Source organism: Falsiruegeria litorea R37, assembly GCF_900172225.1.
Taxonomy (GTDB): Bacteria; Pseudomonadota; Alphaproteobacteria; order Rhodobacterales; family Rhodobacteraceae; genus Falsiruegeria; species Falsiruegeria litorea.
On record NZ_FWFO01000001.1, the window covers coordinates 137584 to 154160 of the forward strand.

Here is a 16577-nt window from a genome sequence, read left to right on the forward strand (position 1 = left end):
CTGTCTCACGCCTGTAGATCCAATTGCCAACGCTCCAAAGCGCGCCGGGCATCGAATTTATCCCTACATCCAACTTTTGACAGTGTTCCTCAGGGTTTCGATCGCCAGGTCCTCGATCTGTTTGCGTTCGTGATCTTCGGCGATGCTTACCATCAACAACAGCGACACGGCCAAACGCATCGCAAATTTGATCTGCATGGGCGAAAACTGTTGGTTCGAATATGCCAGAACGTTATCGCGCACGGTGTTCACAATGTCGGCCTCATAACTTTTATCGGCCTCGCGAATGCGATCGTTCATCATCATTGCCTTGGTCAGCTCAACCGCAAGCGCGTGGTCAAAGGCCGTGTGTTCACTAATATGTCGTCGAAACAGAAAAGCTACCAAGTCCGCGGCATTCATTGGTTCAGTCAGGTCTTCTAATGCCTGCATGTTTACCCGCTTTTCTTCGGCGAGCCATTCGTCATACAGGCGTCGATAGATGTCGTCTTTATGGGCGAAGTATCGATAGACAGTGCCGATACGGCACCCGACGGCATCGGCCACGTGGTTCGTCGTGAAGTTTTCAAACCCACGCTCCACAAGGACTTGCCGCGATGCTGCAAGGATTTCTTCCACTTTGGCTCGGGCACGCGGTTGAAGTGGCGTTTTGCGCATCGCGCTCATTTCTTTCATGAATTTTCAGCATTGGCGTCTGAACGGTTTGGGTCCGCAAATTCAAAGTAGCAACTTCGATTGCGAGGAACCAGACGGTTCACCGGGTTGGAACTTTAAAACTGAGTATTTAATCATTTTATGAAATCACATAGCGTCCCTCCATCGTCGAAGCAAAATCATTGAGGTCAACGTGCCCTGGGATGAAGTAGATCAGGCTTTTTGCGTACAGATCTGAAAGGCACCCAATGCGAAAACACGTTTGCCGGCGCGCTAAGCTTTATGCGTCGCAAATACTCGCGCGATCTTGCCGGGGTGGACGTTGCCGTCACCGGAATTCCGTTCGATTGCGCGGTCTCTCATAGGCCTGGCGCTCGGTTCGGGCCGGCGGCCATTCGCAAGGCGTCGGCTCATTTTGCAACTGGTCCGATCTGGCCCTGGAAGTTCGACCCCTTTGATACACTGGCTGCGATAGATTATGGCGATTGTCCTGTTGATTACGCGGACGCGCCATCGATAGATGCAACGATCCAAGCACACGTCCGCCCAATTGTTGAAAGCGGGGCTTATCTGCTTTCACTGGGCGGTGATTACTATTGTTCCTACCCGCTGCTCAAGGCGGTCGCTGCGGTTCACGGGCCTTTGGCCTTTATTCATTTCGACGCGCATCGCGACGTCGAGCCGTCCGACGATCGTGTGCAGGATCATGGGGCAATTTTCGGATATGCCATCGAAGACGGTGTAATAGACCCGAAGAAGTCCGTTCAGATCGGTATCCGCACCACCTTTGAGGGCGAAGGTGACTTTGGAATGACCATCCTTGGCGCGGATAAGGTGCACGCCAGCAGCCCGGGTGAAATTGCTGAAATTGTTCGCAAGGTTGTAGGTGACAACAAAACCTATCTGACCTTTGATATCGATTGCCTGGATCCCGCTTTCGCGCCCGGCACAGGAACACCGGTTCCAGGCGGATTGAGCTCGTACCAAGCGTTGTCGATCAGGCGAGAACTTACCGACATCAATATTGTCGCGTCTGACCTGGTCGAAGTACTGCCCGCGCATGACGTAGTCGACATCACTGCCCTGGCGGCGGCAATGGTTTGTGCCGAAATGCTCTGCCTGCGCGCGGCCCGGGTAAGTCGAAAATCTTGACCGTATTCGCAGAAACGCCGAAAGGGGGCTTATTGCACTGCTTTCGCCGGAAAATCTTGGGCAGGAGACCCAGTGAAGTTTCAAATGGATAAGATCTTCTTGTGCTCAGCGTTTGCTGCCATGGGCATTATTGCCGCGAACAGCGTGGCAACGACTGAAGTGCGCGTCTCCAGAGCGAATGTCAAATGTATGCGTGGCATTGCAAAACGCATCACCAACCATGTCTCACCGTTGTGCGGGGACGGTCCAAAGGTTTGACAGTCGGTTCAATTGGATCACCTGGCATCCATGTGGCAGTTACAACGCGCTTTGAACCCAGACAAATGGGTGCACCACCCCCGTGATTGGCGCGGCGTTGAACCGACCCCGGTGCCCTTATTCGCATGCGCAGTTCGATGTCCGCCGATCATTTCGACCTGCGGTGATGCACACACAGATCGATCCCGGCCAGCGTACAGACGTGTCCTTGCATGTCACCCTTGGGGTTCGGACTGATCATTCCACGCTAATGGTGCTGTTGGGTTCCAACCTTTCCAGTGCTTTGGGCAAAGTGGGTGCAGATAGAAAAAGTGACGGTTCCTGGGAGAAACTCCCTGAAATCTCAAAATTACGTTGAAAAATTTGGTCGGAGTGAGAGGACCGGGTAGTCCCATTCATTCCAATGACTTGGAGTGTCGAACCGGCCAAAACATCCCCGTTGAAACGTCACAGAAATCTTCCCCTGTGTCGAACTTTGTCCCTGAGCTTTCAAGGGCAGTAAAATTCGTTTTGAAGTGCATCGCGGCACTGGATGTCTATGAGGTTGAGGAACTCGCACATGAAATTTCGCCCGATGATGCTGATCAACTGGCAATCCAGATTTTGGAGGAAGCCTGGGCAACGCGGGAAGCTTGGGGCGGCGGCTCGCTCTTTGCTGAGGTCGCGGAAGAATATCGCCGCAATCGCCCGGCTGATCCGCATCCTGAAATCGAGTGCGATCTTCCTGATTTTGATGATCCCGATTTCTTGACCAAGCTGCACACTGACAGCGCTCCCTTGCCGGACAGGAAGCGGTTGTTTGTCCGTTTGTGGAATGGCTTCGAGCTTGAGGACAAGAGGGCATTCCTGTCGCGTGTTGATCCGACTGGCGCGTTTCGGCAGGTGGCGTCATGAGCGATTTTGACAACGTGACGCCGATGCGGAGCGATCCAGCGCTGTTGAAGCCAAAAGCCAAGGAATTGCTGGCAGCGGCAACATGGGCCGGGAATTTTGAACCGTCCTTGGATCGGGATTATCTCGTGAAGGGATGGTTGGATAAGGGCACCCTGACGGTTGTCTTTGGTCAATCCAACGTGGGCAAATCGTTCTTTGCGCTGGATTTGGCACACCACATTTCAAAGGGCGAGCCTTGGGGCAATCACCGCGTCAACAAGGGCAACGTTCTCTACATCGCGGCAGAGGGCGGCTCATCCTTTCCGAACCGGGTTTCCGCTTTGGATGATCCTGAATTCTGGGTCATTGCCGCGCCGGTGACTTTCGCGGGCAAAGCATCCGATGCCGCCTCAATGGTCGAAATGGTGCAGTACTTGGCGTCACAGAGCGGCAAGTTTGATCTCATCGTTGTAGATACCCTGTCGCGTGTGATGGGGGAAGGCGATGAGAACACCGCACCGGATATTGCTGATCTGGTTAAGAACCTCGACGTGCTGCGGCGTGGCACCGGATCGAATATCATGCTGATCCACCATTCCGGCAAAGACATTGCGAGGGGCGCGCGAGGGCATTCTTCGCTCAGGGCGGCGGTTGATACTGAGATTGAACTGACCCGCGATGAGGTCGGGGTGATCACCGCTGAGGTGACAAAACAACGGGACGGGCCGACTGGGTACAAGTTCGTCTATTCGCTTCAACAGATCGAGCTGGGGCGCGATCAAGACGGCGACCCCGTCACGACTTGCCTTGTCGAACCAATCAATGGGGGTAACAACGAAAGGCCTCAAGTCAGCGGCCCAGCTCTGGCGGCACTGAATACTTTGGGTGAGCTGCTTGTAGAGCGCGGTGAAGTTTTGCGCGATCCACGCTATCCCGGCACCCCCTGCGTGCCGCACAAGGAATGGATGGAAGCGAGCATTGCGGGCGGTCAGCTATCCGCCTCGGACAAACGAGAAACCCACCGGCGGGTATTCAATCGCGAGGTTGAGGTTCTAAAGGGCAAAGGCTTGGTTTCGGTGCGCGACAATCTGGTTTGGGCACTGAAGGATTGAGCAAAGGTGCGAGAACGGTAAGAACGGTTACAAACCCAAAGGAGTGAGGTGCTCGGACCCACCATCACCTCACACGATTTGGTTGTATTGGTCTCAACCGGAGGTTAACCTGCTGCTGAAAAAGAAATTCATCAAAAGGCAGCGAAAAATTGAAGATCGAATCCCAAGACAAGAGAATTGATCAGCTTTTGAAGGGCAGCACATTTCTAATTCCAAGGTTCCAGAGGGCGTACTCTTGGGAGCCGGACCACGTCAACGAGTTTTGGTCAGACATCATCGAAAATCTGTCCGAGGCCTACTTTATCGGCTCTATGGTCGTGTATACGGTGGGTCGGTCTTCACTGGCTGTTGTGGATGGTCAGCAACGATTGACAACGCTGACAATTCTTCTTTGCGCGATCCGCGAGGGCTTCAAATCACTAGATCAAATTGATCTTGCGGACGGATTGCAGGCATTTGTTGAGCAAAAGGACCGCGAAAACCAAACCGTCTACGTGCTGCAAACTGAGACATCATTTCCTTATCTTCAGGAGGAAATTCTGAAGAACGGCCCTGCAGAGGCTCCGTATGAAATCGGGCGTGAAGAGGAGGCGATCCAAAAGGCGTTTGGAATATTTAATGAAAAAATCGGCCATGCGATCAGCGAATTTTTAGGCAACAAGGAACAGACAAAAGACGAAAATGTGCAGGATGCAACAGATTGGCTGTCAAGGGTCAGGGATACAGTTTTTGATTTGAACGTTATTCTGGTCACGCTGGACAACGAAGACGATGCGTACCTGATCTTTGAAACGTTGAATACGCGAGGAAAGGACCTCGCATTGTCAGATTTGCTTCGAAACCATTTTACAAAGTTTGTCAAACCCGAGGCTGGCGTTGATCAGTCGAAACTAAAGTGGGGTAAGGTTTTGGATACTATCTCGAGTGCTCCGATGCCTTTAGACCCAGACACCTTCATAGTTCACTCATGGCAATCTAGATACGATTTTGTCACAAAGGCAAAGACATTCCAAAAGTTCAAAGAGGCAGTTACGAAGAAGAATGCAAAGGCACACCTGAATCGACTGCTGTCTGATTCTGATCTTTGGCGTTCGATTTTCGACACTGACTATGGGTGGGATAAGCCCGAAAAGGACGTTTCCCGCTCGCTGGCGGCAATGCGAACATTCAAAGTCGTTCAGCCGACGCCAGGAATGCTGTCACTGATCAGGGCATACAAGGATGGCGTGATCAAATACAAAGTGTTGCGTAATGCGCTGGCAAATATCGAAAAATTTCACTTTTCTTTCAACGCGGTGACATCTTCAAGGTCGTCTGGCGGCATTTCGGGTATGTACTCGTCGTTTGGCCGTCAGGTTTTTGCAGCCAGTGATAGCAACGAAGTTGGAAAGGCTATAGCTGACTTGGTTGGGAAGCTGCGGGAACGGGAAGTGCCGACCTCAGAGTTCGACGCGGGCTTCGAGCAAATCATTTACACAAAGAGCCATTCCTCACAGAAGGCGCTTGTACAGTACGTTCTCAAAAAGGTCGCGCTGTTCGAAAGCCAGCCTTACATCGGCGAAACTGATGATTTGACAATAGAACATCTACTGCCTCAATCGAGTGCAAAAGATGGGGAATCCGATGACCTAATTGGCCAGCTTGGGAACTTAATGCTGGTGGATTCGAAAACCAACGAGATGCTTTCCACCAACAAATTTAAACAGAAAAAGGAAATACTAAAGGAGCGCGGTTATAAGCTTCCTGACATATTGGAGGAAGTTGATATGCTGGACTCGGATGTTATCCGCCTCAATACGATGCGGCTATCCGAGCTAGCCAGAACAAAAATCTGGAAGGTTTAGTGTTTGCGTAGTGCAATCCTCTGCGCCACTCGCCTTGAGAGCCTTGAGAGCCTTGAGAGCCTTGAGAGCCTTGAGAGCCTTGAGAGCCTTGAGAGCCTTGAGAGCCTTGAGAGCCTTGAGAGCCTTGAGAGCCTTGAGAGCCTTGAGCGCCGGGCTTCGGGTCTTAACTAGCTCACAGGGCGGTCAAACCGAATGGGAAATAGGCCATGGTGCCTACCGTTCGGAAGGGGGACCTCAGGGGCATTGCAATTGCCACGCAGCAAGGAAATTGCGCCGCACTCTAAATGCTGGAAGTCATTCCTGCCGCCACTACCGGCCCAAACTCAGCACTTCAATCAGGTGAGTCGTTGAGGGACTCTCTGAGGGCGGGAACAATGCGCGGCGTGGGGGGTGCTCTAAAGGGCCTTGCGGTGCTCTGAGGTGCTTCTCTGCGGCTCAGGTGGCAAATTTCGCTTTGTGGCCCGACTATCTTTTAGGGTCTGGCCAAGGTGAACGCTTGTTCGCCCAGATTGTTCGAGGCCAGTGTGGTGTTCCGGCGTCGCTGGATCAGGCGATATGGACCATTGGGTTGTTAGTAGCATTTGAAAATGAGACAGAGGCAAGTCCTTGGGGTGTAGAACGGGACAGGAGGGCACCCCCCTACGGGGGGTGTCCCTCTCCCGTGTCCCATCCCACTATCACCGAGACAGGTCGAGACAAGGTGGGACTGGCGACTTTGTCTCAATTGTGGAGCTAACAACGGTGTCCGCGCCTTTGATTTCACTTCTCCGGCTTCTGAGAGCAAAGCCAAGCACGAGAGGTAAATTTGCATCTGAGCAGACAGGCGATTTGTTCACGACGCATTTTGGGGGTGCCATCCGATGGGGGTGGAGGAGCTGGGGGGGTATTTTGCCGTTATCAAATTTTTGGGTCGCACTTTTAATCCGAGTGAGCATCTTGGGTCCTTCCGGTGACATTGCATCATGCGGGTAATTCGCGCCGCATGTAAGTTCTGTATTTGAGGTAAAATAATACCTGCAGGTTTGGGTTGTTGTTGTTTTTTAAAGGCTTGATTGTTTAGCCCGAAAAGCGATGCGCATCGCGAGTCCGGAAGGTGCTGGTTCAAGGAATAAACCATTTGGGATTAACAAGCCTGATCTGGGACTAGTTGGGATTAGTGGAATTTGCTAATCCCAACTTCAACTTGCTGTTTTTGCATCACTTTTCCTCGTATTTTCCCCATTTGGGACTAAGGGACTAGTAATCCCCTTAATGTGAAGAAAACCGAAAGTTATACATGATCTTTTCGCTTGTGTATTATTGGCGCTCGCCCATAGAGAGCCCCGGAATACTAGTCCCAATGATCCCTTAATCCCAGATTGCAACTTAAGTTATTGATATTACAAGTTTTCTCCAAGAAGCCCTTGATTTCGCTAGTCCCAGCCTAGTCCCAAATCGGCACCGCTAGTCCCAACTTGGGATCAACAGCCGCTAAAAATCCTGCATTCATGCCGTGGTCCGAGTGCGCCCGAAGCAATTCTTCCCCCTTCATCGAAAGAGTTTGCCGCCGCTAGGCGGCCAATGCACCGCGACTATGCGCCAGTGAGGCGAATGCCAGCACCTCCGCCGTTTGGATGAATGAATTCAATGCCCGCCGCCACAAGCGCCGCTTGAACCGCTGCCACGTTATTCGCCAGCCCTGTTGCTTCACCGGGGCTAGCTTCCATCCGGCGAAGTGTCGGCACCGAGATGTTTGCCGCATCCGCTAAATCCGGCTGCGACATGCCAATTAGAGTTCGTGCTGCAGCGATCTGCCTGCCTGTCGGATGATATTTTTCGCTCACTTTGATCTTTTCCTATTGATCTTAGATCATTTTGATCTAATCCTGTCAGTGTGACCCAAAGGTATCACCTTTTAAGGTTCGCGACAACAAACAACAAACCAAGGAACTTCGCTATGACCTATCATCCTGAGCTTGAATTTGCCTCTTCTGCGGAACGCCTCAAAACCCTCGCCAACCTTGTGGAGTTGGCCCTGTACGCCCCTGAGGGCGAGGTAACGTTTGAAGGGCGAGCGGCACTTCAACGGGCCGCAAGAGAGATTGTCATTTTGGCCGATGAAGTCACTGGTGTCGTGGGTATCGTCCCAAACTAATCTCTGAAAACGGAAAGGCGTCACTTGACACCTTTTTGATCAAGCCCTATCTAAAGAGTGTCAAGTGACACTTTTTGAGGAAAAACCCATGAGACTAAATGAACTTTTGAGCTGCGTGCGCTTGGATGCAGCACAGTTCAAAAACTACAAGCGGCGAGATCAACTTCCTTTTATGGATCGAGAACAGTTTTCCGTTCCGCCCGGTGAAAAGCTTCATTCGCGTTGGACGGACTACACGCTTGAAGACGCTCTGAGGCTTCAAGTGATGGTGAATTTGTCGGAGTACAAATCTCCCGACAAGGCCAAAGAGCCTGAAATCAGCAAACGGTATGATGGCTTGCCACCTATGGCCGCGTCAGCGATTGCTCAAAATAGCATCCTTAACGCGTGCGCGAAGTATGATGGTGGCTTGGCCGGAATTCTGGCTCAATCAAATGACACTTGGCACGTGACAACAGTTGATGCGACTATGCATCAAGGTGAGCTCTGGTATGGCTCGGAACACTTCGCTGGATCGCTTGTTGAATGTGCCGAGAGAATTGAAGATCGGAAAGAACACCAAGTTCGTGCGATCCTGTTCAATGTCACTAGCGTATTGCGTGGAGTGATTGAGGCGGGGAAACAATCGCAGGTTTCCGATGTTCTCGACTTTGCTGAGAAGCACGATGCATGAACTAGCCCTAAATGGCGTCGTCGGCATCGACTTTGACGCTGAAACTGTATCCGACGCTCTCGCATTGCTTTCAGGCCCTATCCGCATCCGTTTGAACTCTGGCGGCGGCATTGCCTTTGACGGAACTGCTATCCACTCGGTTCTTTCTGATTATCCCGGCCATAAGACGATCATCGTTCAGGGCATCGCCGCAAGTGCGGCTTCGGTGATCATGATGGCTGGCGACCGGATCGAAATGTCCGCCGGATCGGTTCTAATGATCCACGATCCCTCACAGGACATTACTAGCTATCGCGGCACCAGTGGGGAGCACCGGCGGGTTGCGGATAGTCTGGACAAGATTTCTGACGCGGTAGCGCAAATCTATGCACAACGGTCAGGCAAGCCGATCAGCGAAATCCGCCAAATCATGACTGCTGAGAGCTGGTTCACGCCGGAAGAGGCGGTCGCGGCAGGCTTCGCAAACGTTGCGTTGCCCGATGGCGAACAAACGAGCCCGGCGGAATTTGATTACCGGGCCTATGCACACTCCCCTTCAAACCTGATCCAAATGTCAGTTCAAAACCATTGGATCAACGACTTTTCAAAGGCAAAAATAATGGCAAACCAATCGACAGTTCAAACTGAAACCCCCGAAACCACGGCAACGCCCCCCAGCCTTTCGCCGGTAATGGGCGCAGCGGACCGTAGCGACCCCCGCAAAGAACTCAAACGTGTAACAGCGCTTACAAACTTGGCAATGCAGCCGCTTGCACAGCGTGTAGATGCGCAATCCCGGCTAGAGGGGTGGATCAATGAGGGCGTAACTTTCGAAGCCGCCCAAACATTTGTACTGAGCGAACTTGCAGCGCAGTCCGCCCCTGTCACGCGCCGCACGTCTGATGAATCTTATTATGGCCGAAATTCAGTCGGCCACTCTTGGGATAGCGGTGATGGCTTCGCCCGCAAGGTTGCCGATGGCATCTACTCGCGCGTGAACCGGGCGCATGAGCCGACAATGGGCCGTGAGTTTGCGGGCGCATCGCTGTCGGAGATCGCTGACATCTGTTTGCAGCAAAACGGCAAAAGCACCGCTATGGCCTCTGTCGCCTCACGGGTGGAGATGGCGCTGCATGGAACCAGCGACTTCCCCAACATCCTGCGGGATGTGGGCAACATGTCCTTGTCGAGCGCTTATGAGGCTTCGCAATCGGCCATCAAACAGACCAGCCGCGAAATCGCCGCGTCCAATTTTCGGGCGCTGCATTCCGTCAAAGTTTCCGCTGGCCCTGATCTTGAGGAAGTGAATGAGCAAGGCGAATTCAAGGCCGGGACGATTGAGGAAGGCGACGAAACCTTTGCGGTGAAAACCTATGGCAAAATTTTCGGGATCACGCGCCAAGCCATCGTGAATGATGATCTCGACGTGTTTTCGAACATGTTCCCGCTGCTGGGCCAAGGTGCGGCCAATACTGAGGCCAAACTGTTCGCCGGGCTGCTGGAAGAAAACGCGGGGCTCGGGCCTAAGCTTTCGGATGGCAAAACCCTGTTCCATGCGGATCACGGGAACCTTGCGCAAGCGTCGGCAACCCTGTCAGTCGCTAGCCTTGGCACCGCTCGGGTCGCAATGCGCCGCCAGACCGGCATTGCGGGTGAGGCAATCAATGTGGTCCCGACATTCCTTGTGGTGCCGCCTGAGCTGGAAACGCTCGCTGAGCAAGTCCTAACCGAAATCGCGGCAAGCGAGGTGGTAAATGCTAACCCGTTCGCTGGCAAGCTGAAACTGCTCGTAGAGCCCCGCCTGACCAGCGCAAGCGCATGGTATGTGTGCGCGGCCCCCGGTGCTCCCGATGGTTTGCAGCACGCCTACCTTGACGGTGTGGCTGGGCCTCAGCTTTTTACGCGCGAGGGCTTCGAGGTGGATGGCATCGAATACAAAGTCCGCATGGATTTCGGCGCGGGCTTCACCGATCATCGCGGCTGGTACATGAGCCCATCCGCATAAGCAAAGGGCGCTGTGAGCTGCGCCCTTATCAAACGTGTGGCGAGGTTTGGTTGTGCCTGATGCCACATGTAGCGGGATGTCTGGCTGTCGACATGCCAGCATCCTTGACGGCCCCGGTGAGGTTTTTTCCTTTTCCTCGCCGGGGCATATCCACCGGGGAATGAAGTTGTCCAGTAACCCAATTCAATCCAGTATTCCCGCGATTTGCGTCAGCAAGTCCAGCGCCGCCGCCATGCTCAACCTGTCGCCCGGCAAGTTTTCTGAGCTTGTCGAAACCGGTGCAATGCCGAAACCGCGTTGTGTGGGTTCTCGTCGCCTCTGGTTGGTGACTGAGCTTTACACCTGCGCGGCCGCACTGCCCTCACAGGATGAGGAAGACACTTGGGGCGATCTCTGATGTCTCGTCGGATCAAACGCGAGTTTCCGGGCATTACCGCATACTTTGATCGCCACCAAAAGCGCCGCTACCGGTTTCGCAAAAAGGGTTTCTCGACTGAAATTCACGGCGAGTATGGCTCGAATGAGTTCCGTCGAAATTATGAGAGGGCCCTGAGCGGCTACAAGTCGCAAGAGATTGGCGGACAGGGCACCAAACGAGGCACCGTCAATGCGCTTGCCGTTTCGTACTACAAAAGCCCTGAATTTGTGTCGCTGAAAGACAGCACCAAATCAACCTATCGGCGGGAAATCGAGCGATTGCGAGAGGATCATGGCCATAGGCTTGTGAAGCAAATGAAGCGGCAACATGTGATCAAGTTGCTGGAACCGCTGACAGATCGGCCATCCGCGCGCAACAATCGCCTGCGGATGCTCAAGATGCTCTTGAACCACGCTGTTGAGATCGGGTGGCGAACATCCAATCCAACGGCTGGGATCAAGAAAATGCGGACCAACAAGCAAGGGTTCCACACTTGGACAGAGGATGAGCTGCAAAAGTTCTTTGAGTATCACAAGGCGGGCTCTGTGGCGCATACAGCGGTCACGCTGATGCTGTACACCGCCTGCGCACGGTCTGATGTCGTCAAGCTCGGGTGGCAGAACCTCAAGGGTGATCGGCTGGCCGATCACGGCTTTGAAAAGCTAATCAAGAACGAACTACGTCATTGAATGGGCAGGCGGCCCGGTAAAGTCCATCAAGAAGGGCTTCAAGGCGGCCGCAGTCGATGCTGGATTGCTAGATGTCTCGCCTCACGTGCTACGGCACACGGCCGCTGTTCACATGGCCGAGGCAGGCATAGCCATAGAGGAGATCGCCCAGTTTCTCGGCCATTCGGATCCGCGGATCACGGCGTCCGTCTATGCGCGCTACAGTCCGGAACACCTCCGCAAGGTCGCTAGCGCGTTGGAGTTTGACTAGGCTCAGGTTCAATGAACCTCGGAGCACTGTCTTAAACACAAAAAGGCGCCCTTGGGCGCCTTAATTTATTGGTCGGAGTGAGAGGATTCGAACCTCCGACCCCTGCCTCCCGAAGACAGTGCTCTACCAGGCTGAGCTACACTCCGACCGTGGCGCGTGATCTATACTCGCAGTTTGGCTTGCGCAAGGGGATTCGTTAAGACGCTGGCGAAATTCGCGCCTCTTGTGCATGGGTGGCTTGATTGTAAACGTAAGGCAAAACGGGGAGCGGACATGAGCGGGAACCTCTATTTTCTGGTTGGTGGCATCGGCATGTTTCTGGTCGGCATGGAGATCATGACCGCCGCCTTGAAATCTGCCGCCGGAAGCAACCTGCGTGAGGTTCTGACGCGGTTCACGACGACTCCGTTTCGCGGGGTTTGCACAGGCGCGCTGATGACAGCCATCGTGCAGTCATCGAGCGCCACAACCGTCATGATCGTCGGGTTTGTTGGGGCTGGGCTGCTGAGTATGGCGCAGGCTTTGGGCGTGATCTATGGCGCCAATATCGGGACGACGGCAACGGGCTGGTTGGTGTCGTTGCTAGGGCTGAAGCTGCAATTGGGAACCATAGCAATGGCCGTTCTGTTTCCCGCCGCGCTGGTCGATCTGTTGGGGCGCGGTGCCTTGGCGCGGGTGGGGCGCGTTGCGTCGGGCTTGTGTTTGGTGCTGATCGGGATCGACCTGATGCAGACGGGTATGGGTGACCTGACCGAGCATTTGACCCCGGATATGCTGCCTGGCGCGAGCCTGGGCGGCTTGCTGGCCTTGGCCGGGATTGGCGCGGTGGTCACCATTCTGATGCAATCGTCGAGTGCGGCGATGGCCTTGGCGCTGGTGATGCTGTCGGCGCAGGCGATCACATTGGTGCAGGCGGCGACGATTGTCATTGGTATGAACATTGGCACGACCTTTACCGCTTTGCTGGCGGCCCTGGGTGGGTCGACGTCCATGCGGCAGACTGCACTGGCCAATCTTATCTTCAACATCGTGACTTCGGCCGTGGCCTTTCCGCTGTTGTTATTGGTGAAGGGCGGGTTAGAGGAATTGGCGATCCGCACCGATGAGATGACCGCGCTTTTGGTGTTTCACACCGGGTTCAATCTGGTCGGGGCGGGGCTGTTTCTGCCGATTACGCCACGGTTCGCAGCCTTCATCGCGCAGGTTTTGCCGGAAAGACACCCCGAGCGGCTGTTTGAACTGGACCGAGGGCTGCTTAGCGATGGGCGGTCTGCCTTGTTGGCCGCACGCAGTGCGATGGCTTTGATCGCTGAGCGTCAATTTCGCGCCTTGGGGGCTGCGATGGCACCTGAGCAGGATTATCGCCCGCTCGCCGCGTTGCAGTCGTGCCGGGACGGCTTGGCCGAGCTGCAAGAATTTCTGTCAGACGTCCGCTTGGCCGAGGACAACGCTGAGGACGAACTGGCCTATGCCGCGATGTTGCACCAGTTGGATCACCTGTCGCGGCTGTTAGAGCGCAGTGCGCAGACAGAACGCATTGCTGATTTGTTGGGCGATCCGATCTTGCGACGTCCGGCTTTGGCCGCGGGCGCGTTGCTGCGCCGGTCGGCGGACAATCTGGGCACCTCGCGCAACGTGTTACGGGTCGAGCGATTGGGGCATCTGGTCGAACAGCGTCGCAAGCGTCATCGCCGGGCGATGATGTTGAGCGAGCACGCGGGGCTGTATTCACTTGATCAGGTGTTTGCGCATACCGACGCCTTGCGTTGGTTGCAGCGGGCGCTCCATCATGTTGAACGCGTCTCGCATCACCACATGGTCGCGATCGAGGAGCTGCCCGCGCCAGAAGTATCCGACGCGGGCTAAACCTGGATTACAGGCTGTCGTTCAGAGCAGCGACGATGGTGTCGCCCATTTCCGAGGTCGAGAGCGGGGTCACGCCCTCTTCGCCCAGCAGGTCGCCGGTGCGGGCGCCATCGGCTAGAACTTTTTCGATGGCAGCTTCAAGGCGGTCCGCCTCGGCGCCATTATCAAACGAATAGCGCAACGCCATGGCAAAGCTGAGGATACAGGCGATCGGGTTCGCCTTGCCTTCGCCCGCGATGTCGGGTGCCGAGCCGTGTACGGGTTCGTACAGCGCCTTGGGGCGGCCATTGGCCATGGGTGCACCCAAGCTGGCGGACGGCAGCATGCCGAGCGAGCCGGTAAGCATGGCGGCGCAGTCGGACAGGATGTCGCCGAACAGGTTGTCGGTCAGGATGACGTCGAACTGTTTGGGCGCGCGGACCAGCTGCATGGCACCGTTGTCGGCGTACATGTGGCTGAGTTCCACTTCGGGATAATCGGCATGCACGCGGGTCACAACTTCGCGCCACAGGATGCCGGATTCCATTACATTGGCCTTCTCCATCGAGCAGACTTTTTTGCCCCGGCGCATCGCCAGTTCAAACGCCGAGCGGGCCGCACGTTCGATTTCGGACTCGGTGTAACGCTGGGTGTTGATGCCCACGCGCTCGTTGCCTTCTTCAAAGATGCCGCGCGGCTCGCCAAAGTAGACGCCCGAGGTCAGCTCGCGCACGATCATGATGTCCAGACCGGCGACGATGTCCTTTTTCAATGACGAGAAGTCGGCCAGCGCATCAAAGCACTGCGCCGGGCGCAGGTTCGAATAGAGGTCCATTTCCTTGCGCAGGCGCAGCAGGCCACGTTCGGGCTTCAGCGAAAAATCCAGATCGTCATATTTGGGGCCACCCACGGCACCCAGCAGGACGGCGTCGGCCTCTTGCGCCTTGGCCATCGTTTCGTCCGAGAGGGGGGCACCATGCGCGTCATAGGCTGCACCGCCGACCAGGTCCTCGCTCACGTCAAATTGAAGACCACGGTTGTCGCCGAACCAAGTGATGATTTTGCGCACTTCGGCCATGACTTCAGGGCCAATTCCATCACCGGGAAGGATGAGGAGCGAGGGGTTGGACATCGGGGCTCTCCTTGCGTTCTGTCGCAATGGGCCTAGCGTGTGCAGCCAGAGGGGTCAATGTGACGATCCCGGCAAAAACAAGGGAAATTGATGATGCTGACACCGGGAAAACAGGTTCCTGCGCTAACAATTGAAACTTTGGGTCAAGGGACCTTTGATCTGGATAAGAATCACGGGGAAAATGGGACCGTGGTGATCGTGTACCGGGGCCTGCATTGCCCGATCTGCATTCGCCAGATGGCCGAGGTCGAGGCGGCGCTGGATGACTTTGCGGCGCAGGGGATCGAGGTGGTGATGATCAGCACCGACACCAAGGATCGTGCCGAGCAGACGGTTGAAAAGGCGGGTACGTCGAAGCTGCGCGTGGGGTATGAGCTGTCGCTCAAAGCCGCGCATGAGGATTGGGGGCTGTGGATTTCGTCCAAGCGCCCGGATTCGGCCGAGGCAGACCTGTTTGCAGAGCCGGGGCATTTCTACATCGCACCAGACCGGACGCTGTATTTCGGCTGGCAGCAGACGACGCCGTTTGCGCGGCCTTCAACGGCGGACATGCTGGGTGGCATCAAATGGGCGTTGGAAAACAACTATCCGCCGCGTGGCGCTTACACCGGGGACTTGCCGTCCTGAACGGCCAATAGCTCTGTCACCAACAAATCCCAGACCCTGCGAATGCGCGGGGTCTGGTGCATCGCTTGGGGCGCGGCAAGCCAGACCTCGAGCGGGGGAATGTTCAGGTCCAGGTCAAGCTTTGCAACTGTCGTGTCTGCGTCGGCCACGGATGTCTGGCAGAACCCGATGCCACAGCCCGCGCGCACCAGCTGCCAATAGGCGCTTTGGTTGTCGCAGCGCACCGGGAATTGCGAGCGGCTCACCGAATAACCCATTTCTTGCATTGTCTGGATGATCAGATCGTTGGCGTCATAGCCAACAATGTCGTGGTCAAACAAATCCTCGATCTTTTCTGGGTGCCCTTTGCGGTCAAGATAGCTGTGCGCGGCATAGGCGCCGAGTTCGATGCTGCCTACGCGTTGCGCCATGATGTCGAGCTGCCTGGGGCGGTACATGCGGATGGCAATGTCGGCCTCGCGGTAGAGCAGGTTTTCGGTGGCATCTGTTGGGACCAGTTCCAGTTGGATCTGCGGTTCCGTTTGCCGGATCCTGGCCAGTATGTCAGGCAACACATGATGGGACATGAAGACAGAGGCGGTCAGGCGCACTGTGCCGCTCAAGTCCTTGGACTGTCCGGCTGCCGTCAGGGTCAACGCCTGCATGGCCTCGTGCATCTGTTGCGCCAGTGGGAGCAGGCGGCTGCCGGTGTCGCTCAAGCTCAGCCCGCGGGCGTGGCGGTCGAAGAGGGATACGCCAAGCGACGTCTCAAGCGCCTGAATTTGCCGCCCCAAAGTGGGTTGGCTGCGGCCCAATGCGCGGGCCGCACCAGAGAGAGAGCCGTGTTCGGCAACGGCGACGAAGCTTTGGATCAGGGTCCAGTCGGTTGAGGTGAGTGTATCGTCCATTCACGAGTGAATACACGATCTGCATTCTAGGGCAATTCATACTGC

Annotated in this window: 16 protein-coding genes and 1 tRNA gene; 12 read left to right on the forward strand and 5 right to left on the reverse strand. The window is 55.2% G+C overall.

The genetic code is table 11. The annotated features are described in order from the left end of the window. Nucleotides 1–63: 63 nt before the first annotated feature. Nucleotides 64–675: a TetR/AcrR family transcriptional regulator gene (locus TRL7639_RS00655; RefSeq protein ID WP_085793894.1), complete on the reverse strand. Its 612-nt coding sequence runs from the start codon at nucleotides 673–675 to the stop codon at nucleotides 64–66. Nucleotides 676–876: 201 nt separating this feature from the next. On the opposite strand from TRL7639_RS00655, the gene speB reads away from it, so the two are divergent. From speB to TRL7639_RS00675, 4 genes are all read left to right on the forward strand, one after another. Next, nucleotides 877–1806 (forward strand): agmatinase, encoded by a 930-nt coding sequence (speB, locus tag TRL7639_RS00660; protein ID WP_085793895.1) that lies wholly within the window; start codon nucleotides 877–879, stop codon nucleotides 1804–1806. Between the two features lie 723 nt (nucleotides 1807–2529). After that, a complete protein-coding gene (locus TRL7639_RS00665) occupies nucleotides 2530–2958 on the forward strand; it encodes a hypothetical protein (RefSeq protein WP_133057583.1) in 429 nt (142 codons plus the stop codon). Next, nucleotides 2955–4049: an AAA family ATPase gene (locus TRL7639_RS00670; protein ID WP_085793897.1), complete on the forward strand. Its 1095-nt coding sequence runs from the start codon at nucleotides 2955–2957 to the stop codon at nucleotides 4047–4049. Before TRL7639_RS00665 ends, TRL7639_RS00670 begins: the two co-directional genes overlap by 4 nt. 149 nt (nucleotides 4050–4198) lie before the next feature. Next, nucleotides 4199–5893, forward strand: a complete 1695-nt coding sequence (locus TRL7639_RS00675) for a DUF262 domain-containing protein (RefSeq protein WP_085793898.1) — start codon at nucleotides 4199–4201, stop codon at nucleotides 5891–5893. Between the two features lie 1571 nt (nucleotides 5894–7464). Here TRL7639_RS00675 and TRL7639_RS00685 read toward each other — a convergent pair. Beyond that, nucleotides 7465–7716 (reverse strand): helix-turn-helix domain-containing protein, encoded by a 252-nt coding sequence (locus TRL7639_RS00685; protein WP_085793899.1) that lies wholly within the window; start codon nucleotides 7714–7716, stop codon nucleotides 7465–7467. Between the two features lie 113 nt (nucleotides 7717–7829). Here TRL7639_RS00685 and TRL7639_RS00690 point away from each other — a divergent pair, with 113 nt between their 5' ends. The 6 genes from TRL7639_RS00690 to TRL7639_RS23245 all read left to right on the forward strand — a co-directional run bounded on the left by TRL7639_RS00690 (nucleotide 7830) and on the right by TRL7639_RS23245 (nucleotide 12041). After that, nucleotides 7830–8027, forward strand: a complete 198-nt coding sequence (locus TRL7639_RS00690; RefSeq protein WP_085793900.1) for a hypothetical protein — start codon at nucleotides 7830–7832, stop codon at nucleotides 8025–8027. 64 nt (nucleotides 8028–8091) lie between these two features. Beyond that, complete coding sequence (locus TRL7639_RS00695) at nucleotides 8092–8700, forward strand: hypothetical protein (RefSeq protein WP_133057584.1); 609 nt, start codon at nucleotides 8092–8094, stop codon at nucleotides 8698–8700. Then, on the forward strand, nucleotides 8666–10684 hold the full coding sequence (locus tag TRL7639_RS00700) for a head maturation protease, ClpP-related (RefSeq protein ID WP_085793902.1): 2019 nt from the start codon (nucleotides 8666–8668) through the stop codon (nucleotides 10682–10684). The genes TRL7639_RS00695 and TRL7639_RS00700 overlap by 35 nt, the downstream gene beginning before the upstream one ends. A gap of 160 nt (nucleotides 10685–10844) precedes the next feature. Further along, complete coding sequence (locus tag TRL7639_RS22945; RefSeq protein WP_165759714.1) at nucleotides 10845–11081, forward strand: hypothetical protein; 237 nt, start codon at nucleotides 10845–10847, stop codon at nucleotides 11079–11081. Continuing rightward, nucleotides 11081–11791: a tyrosine-type recombinase/integrase gene (locus tag TRL7639_RS00705; protein ID WP_085793903.1), complete on the forward strand. Its 711-nt coding sequence runs from the start codon at nucleotides 11081–11083 to the stop codon at nucleotides 11789–11791. The genes TRL7639_RS22945 and TRL7639_RS00705 overlap by 1 nt, the downstream gene beginning before the upstream one ends. Before the next feature lie 64 nt (nucleotides 11792–11855). After that, nucleotides 11856–12041 carry a tyrosine-type recombinase/integrase gene (locus tag TRL7639_RS23245; RefSeq protein WP_235820223.1) on the forward strand — a complete coding sequence of 62 codons (186 nt, stop codon included), beginning with the start codon at nucleotides 11856–11858 and terminating at the stop codon, nucleotides 12039–12041. 69 nt (nucleotides 12042–12110) lie between these two features. Here the strand turns inward: TRL7639_RS23245 and TRL7639_RS00715 are convergent. After that, a tRNA-Pro gene (locus TRL7639_RS00715) sits at nucleotides 12111–12187 on the reverse strand. 127 nt (nucleotides 12188–12314) lie between these two features. Between TRL7639_RS00715 and TRL7639_RS00720 the strand changes: the two genes are divergently transcribed. Further along, on the forward strand, nucleotides 12315–13907 hold the full coding sequence (locus TRL7639_RS00720; protein ID WP_085793904.1) for a Na/Pi cotransporter family protein: 1593 nt from the start codon (nucleotides 12315–12317) through the stop codon (nucleotides 13905–13907). A 7-nt stretch (nucleotides 13908–13914) separates the two neighbouring features. Here the strand turns inward: TRL7639_RS00720 and leuB are convergent, their stop codons facing one another. Continuing rightward, nucleotides 13915–15018 (reverse strand): 3-isopropylmalate dehydrogenase, encoded by a 1104-nt coding sequence (gene leuB, locus TRL7639_RS00725; RefSeq protein WP_085793905.1) that lies wholly within the window; start codon nucleotides 15016–15018, stop codon nucleotides 13915–13917. A 93-nt stretch (nucleotides 15019–15111) separates the two neighbouring features. On the opposite strand from leuB, the gene TRL7639_RS00730 reads away from it, so the two are divergent. Beyond that, nucleotides 15112–15645 carry a redoxin domain-containing protein gene (locus TRL7639_RS00730; protein WP_085796191.1) on the forward strand — a complete coding sequence of 178 codons (534 nt, stop codon included), beginning with the start codon at nucleotides 15112–15114 and terminating at the stop codon, nucleotides 15643–15645. Here TRL7639_RS00730 and TRL7639_RS00735 read toward each other — a convergent pair. Continuing rightward, nucleotides 15621–16532: a LysR family transcriptional regulator gene (locus TRL7639_RS00735; protein WP_085793906.1), complete on the reverse strand. Its 912-nt coding sequence runs from the start codon at nucleotides 16530–16532 to the stop codon at nucleotides 15621–15623. The genes TRL7639_RS00730 and TRL7639_RS00735 overlap by 25 nt on opposite strands. Nucleotides 16533–16577: the final 45 nt, after the last annotated feature.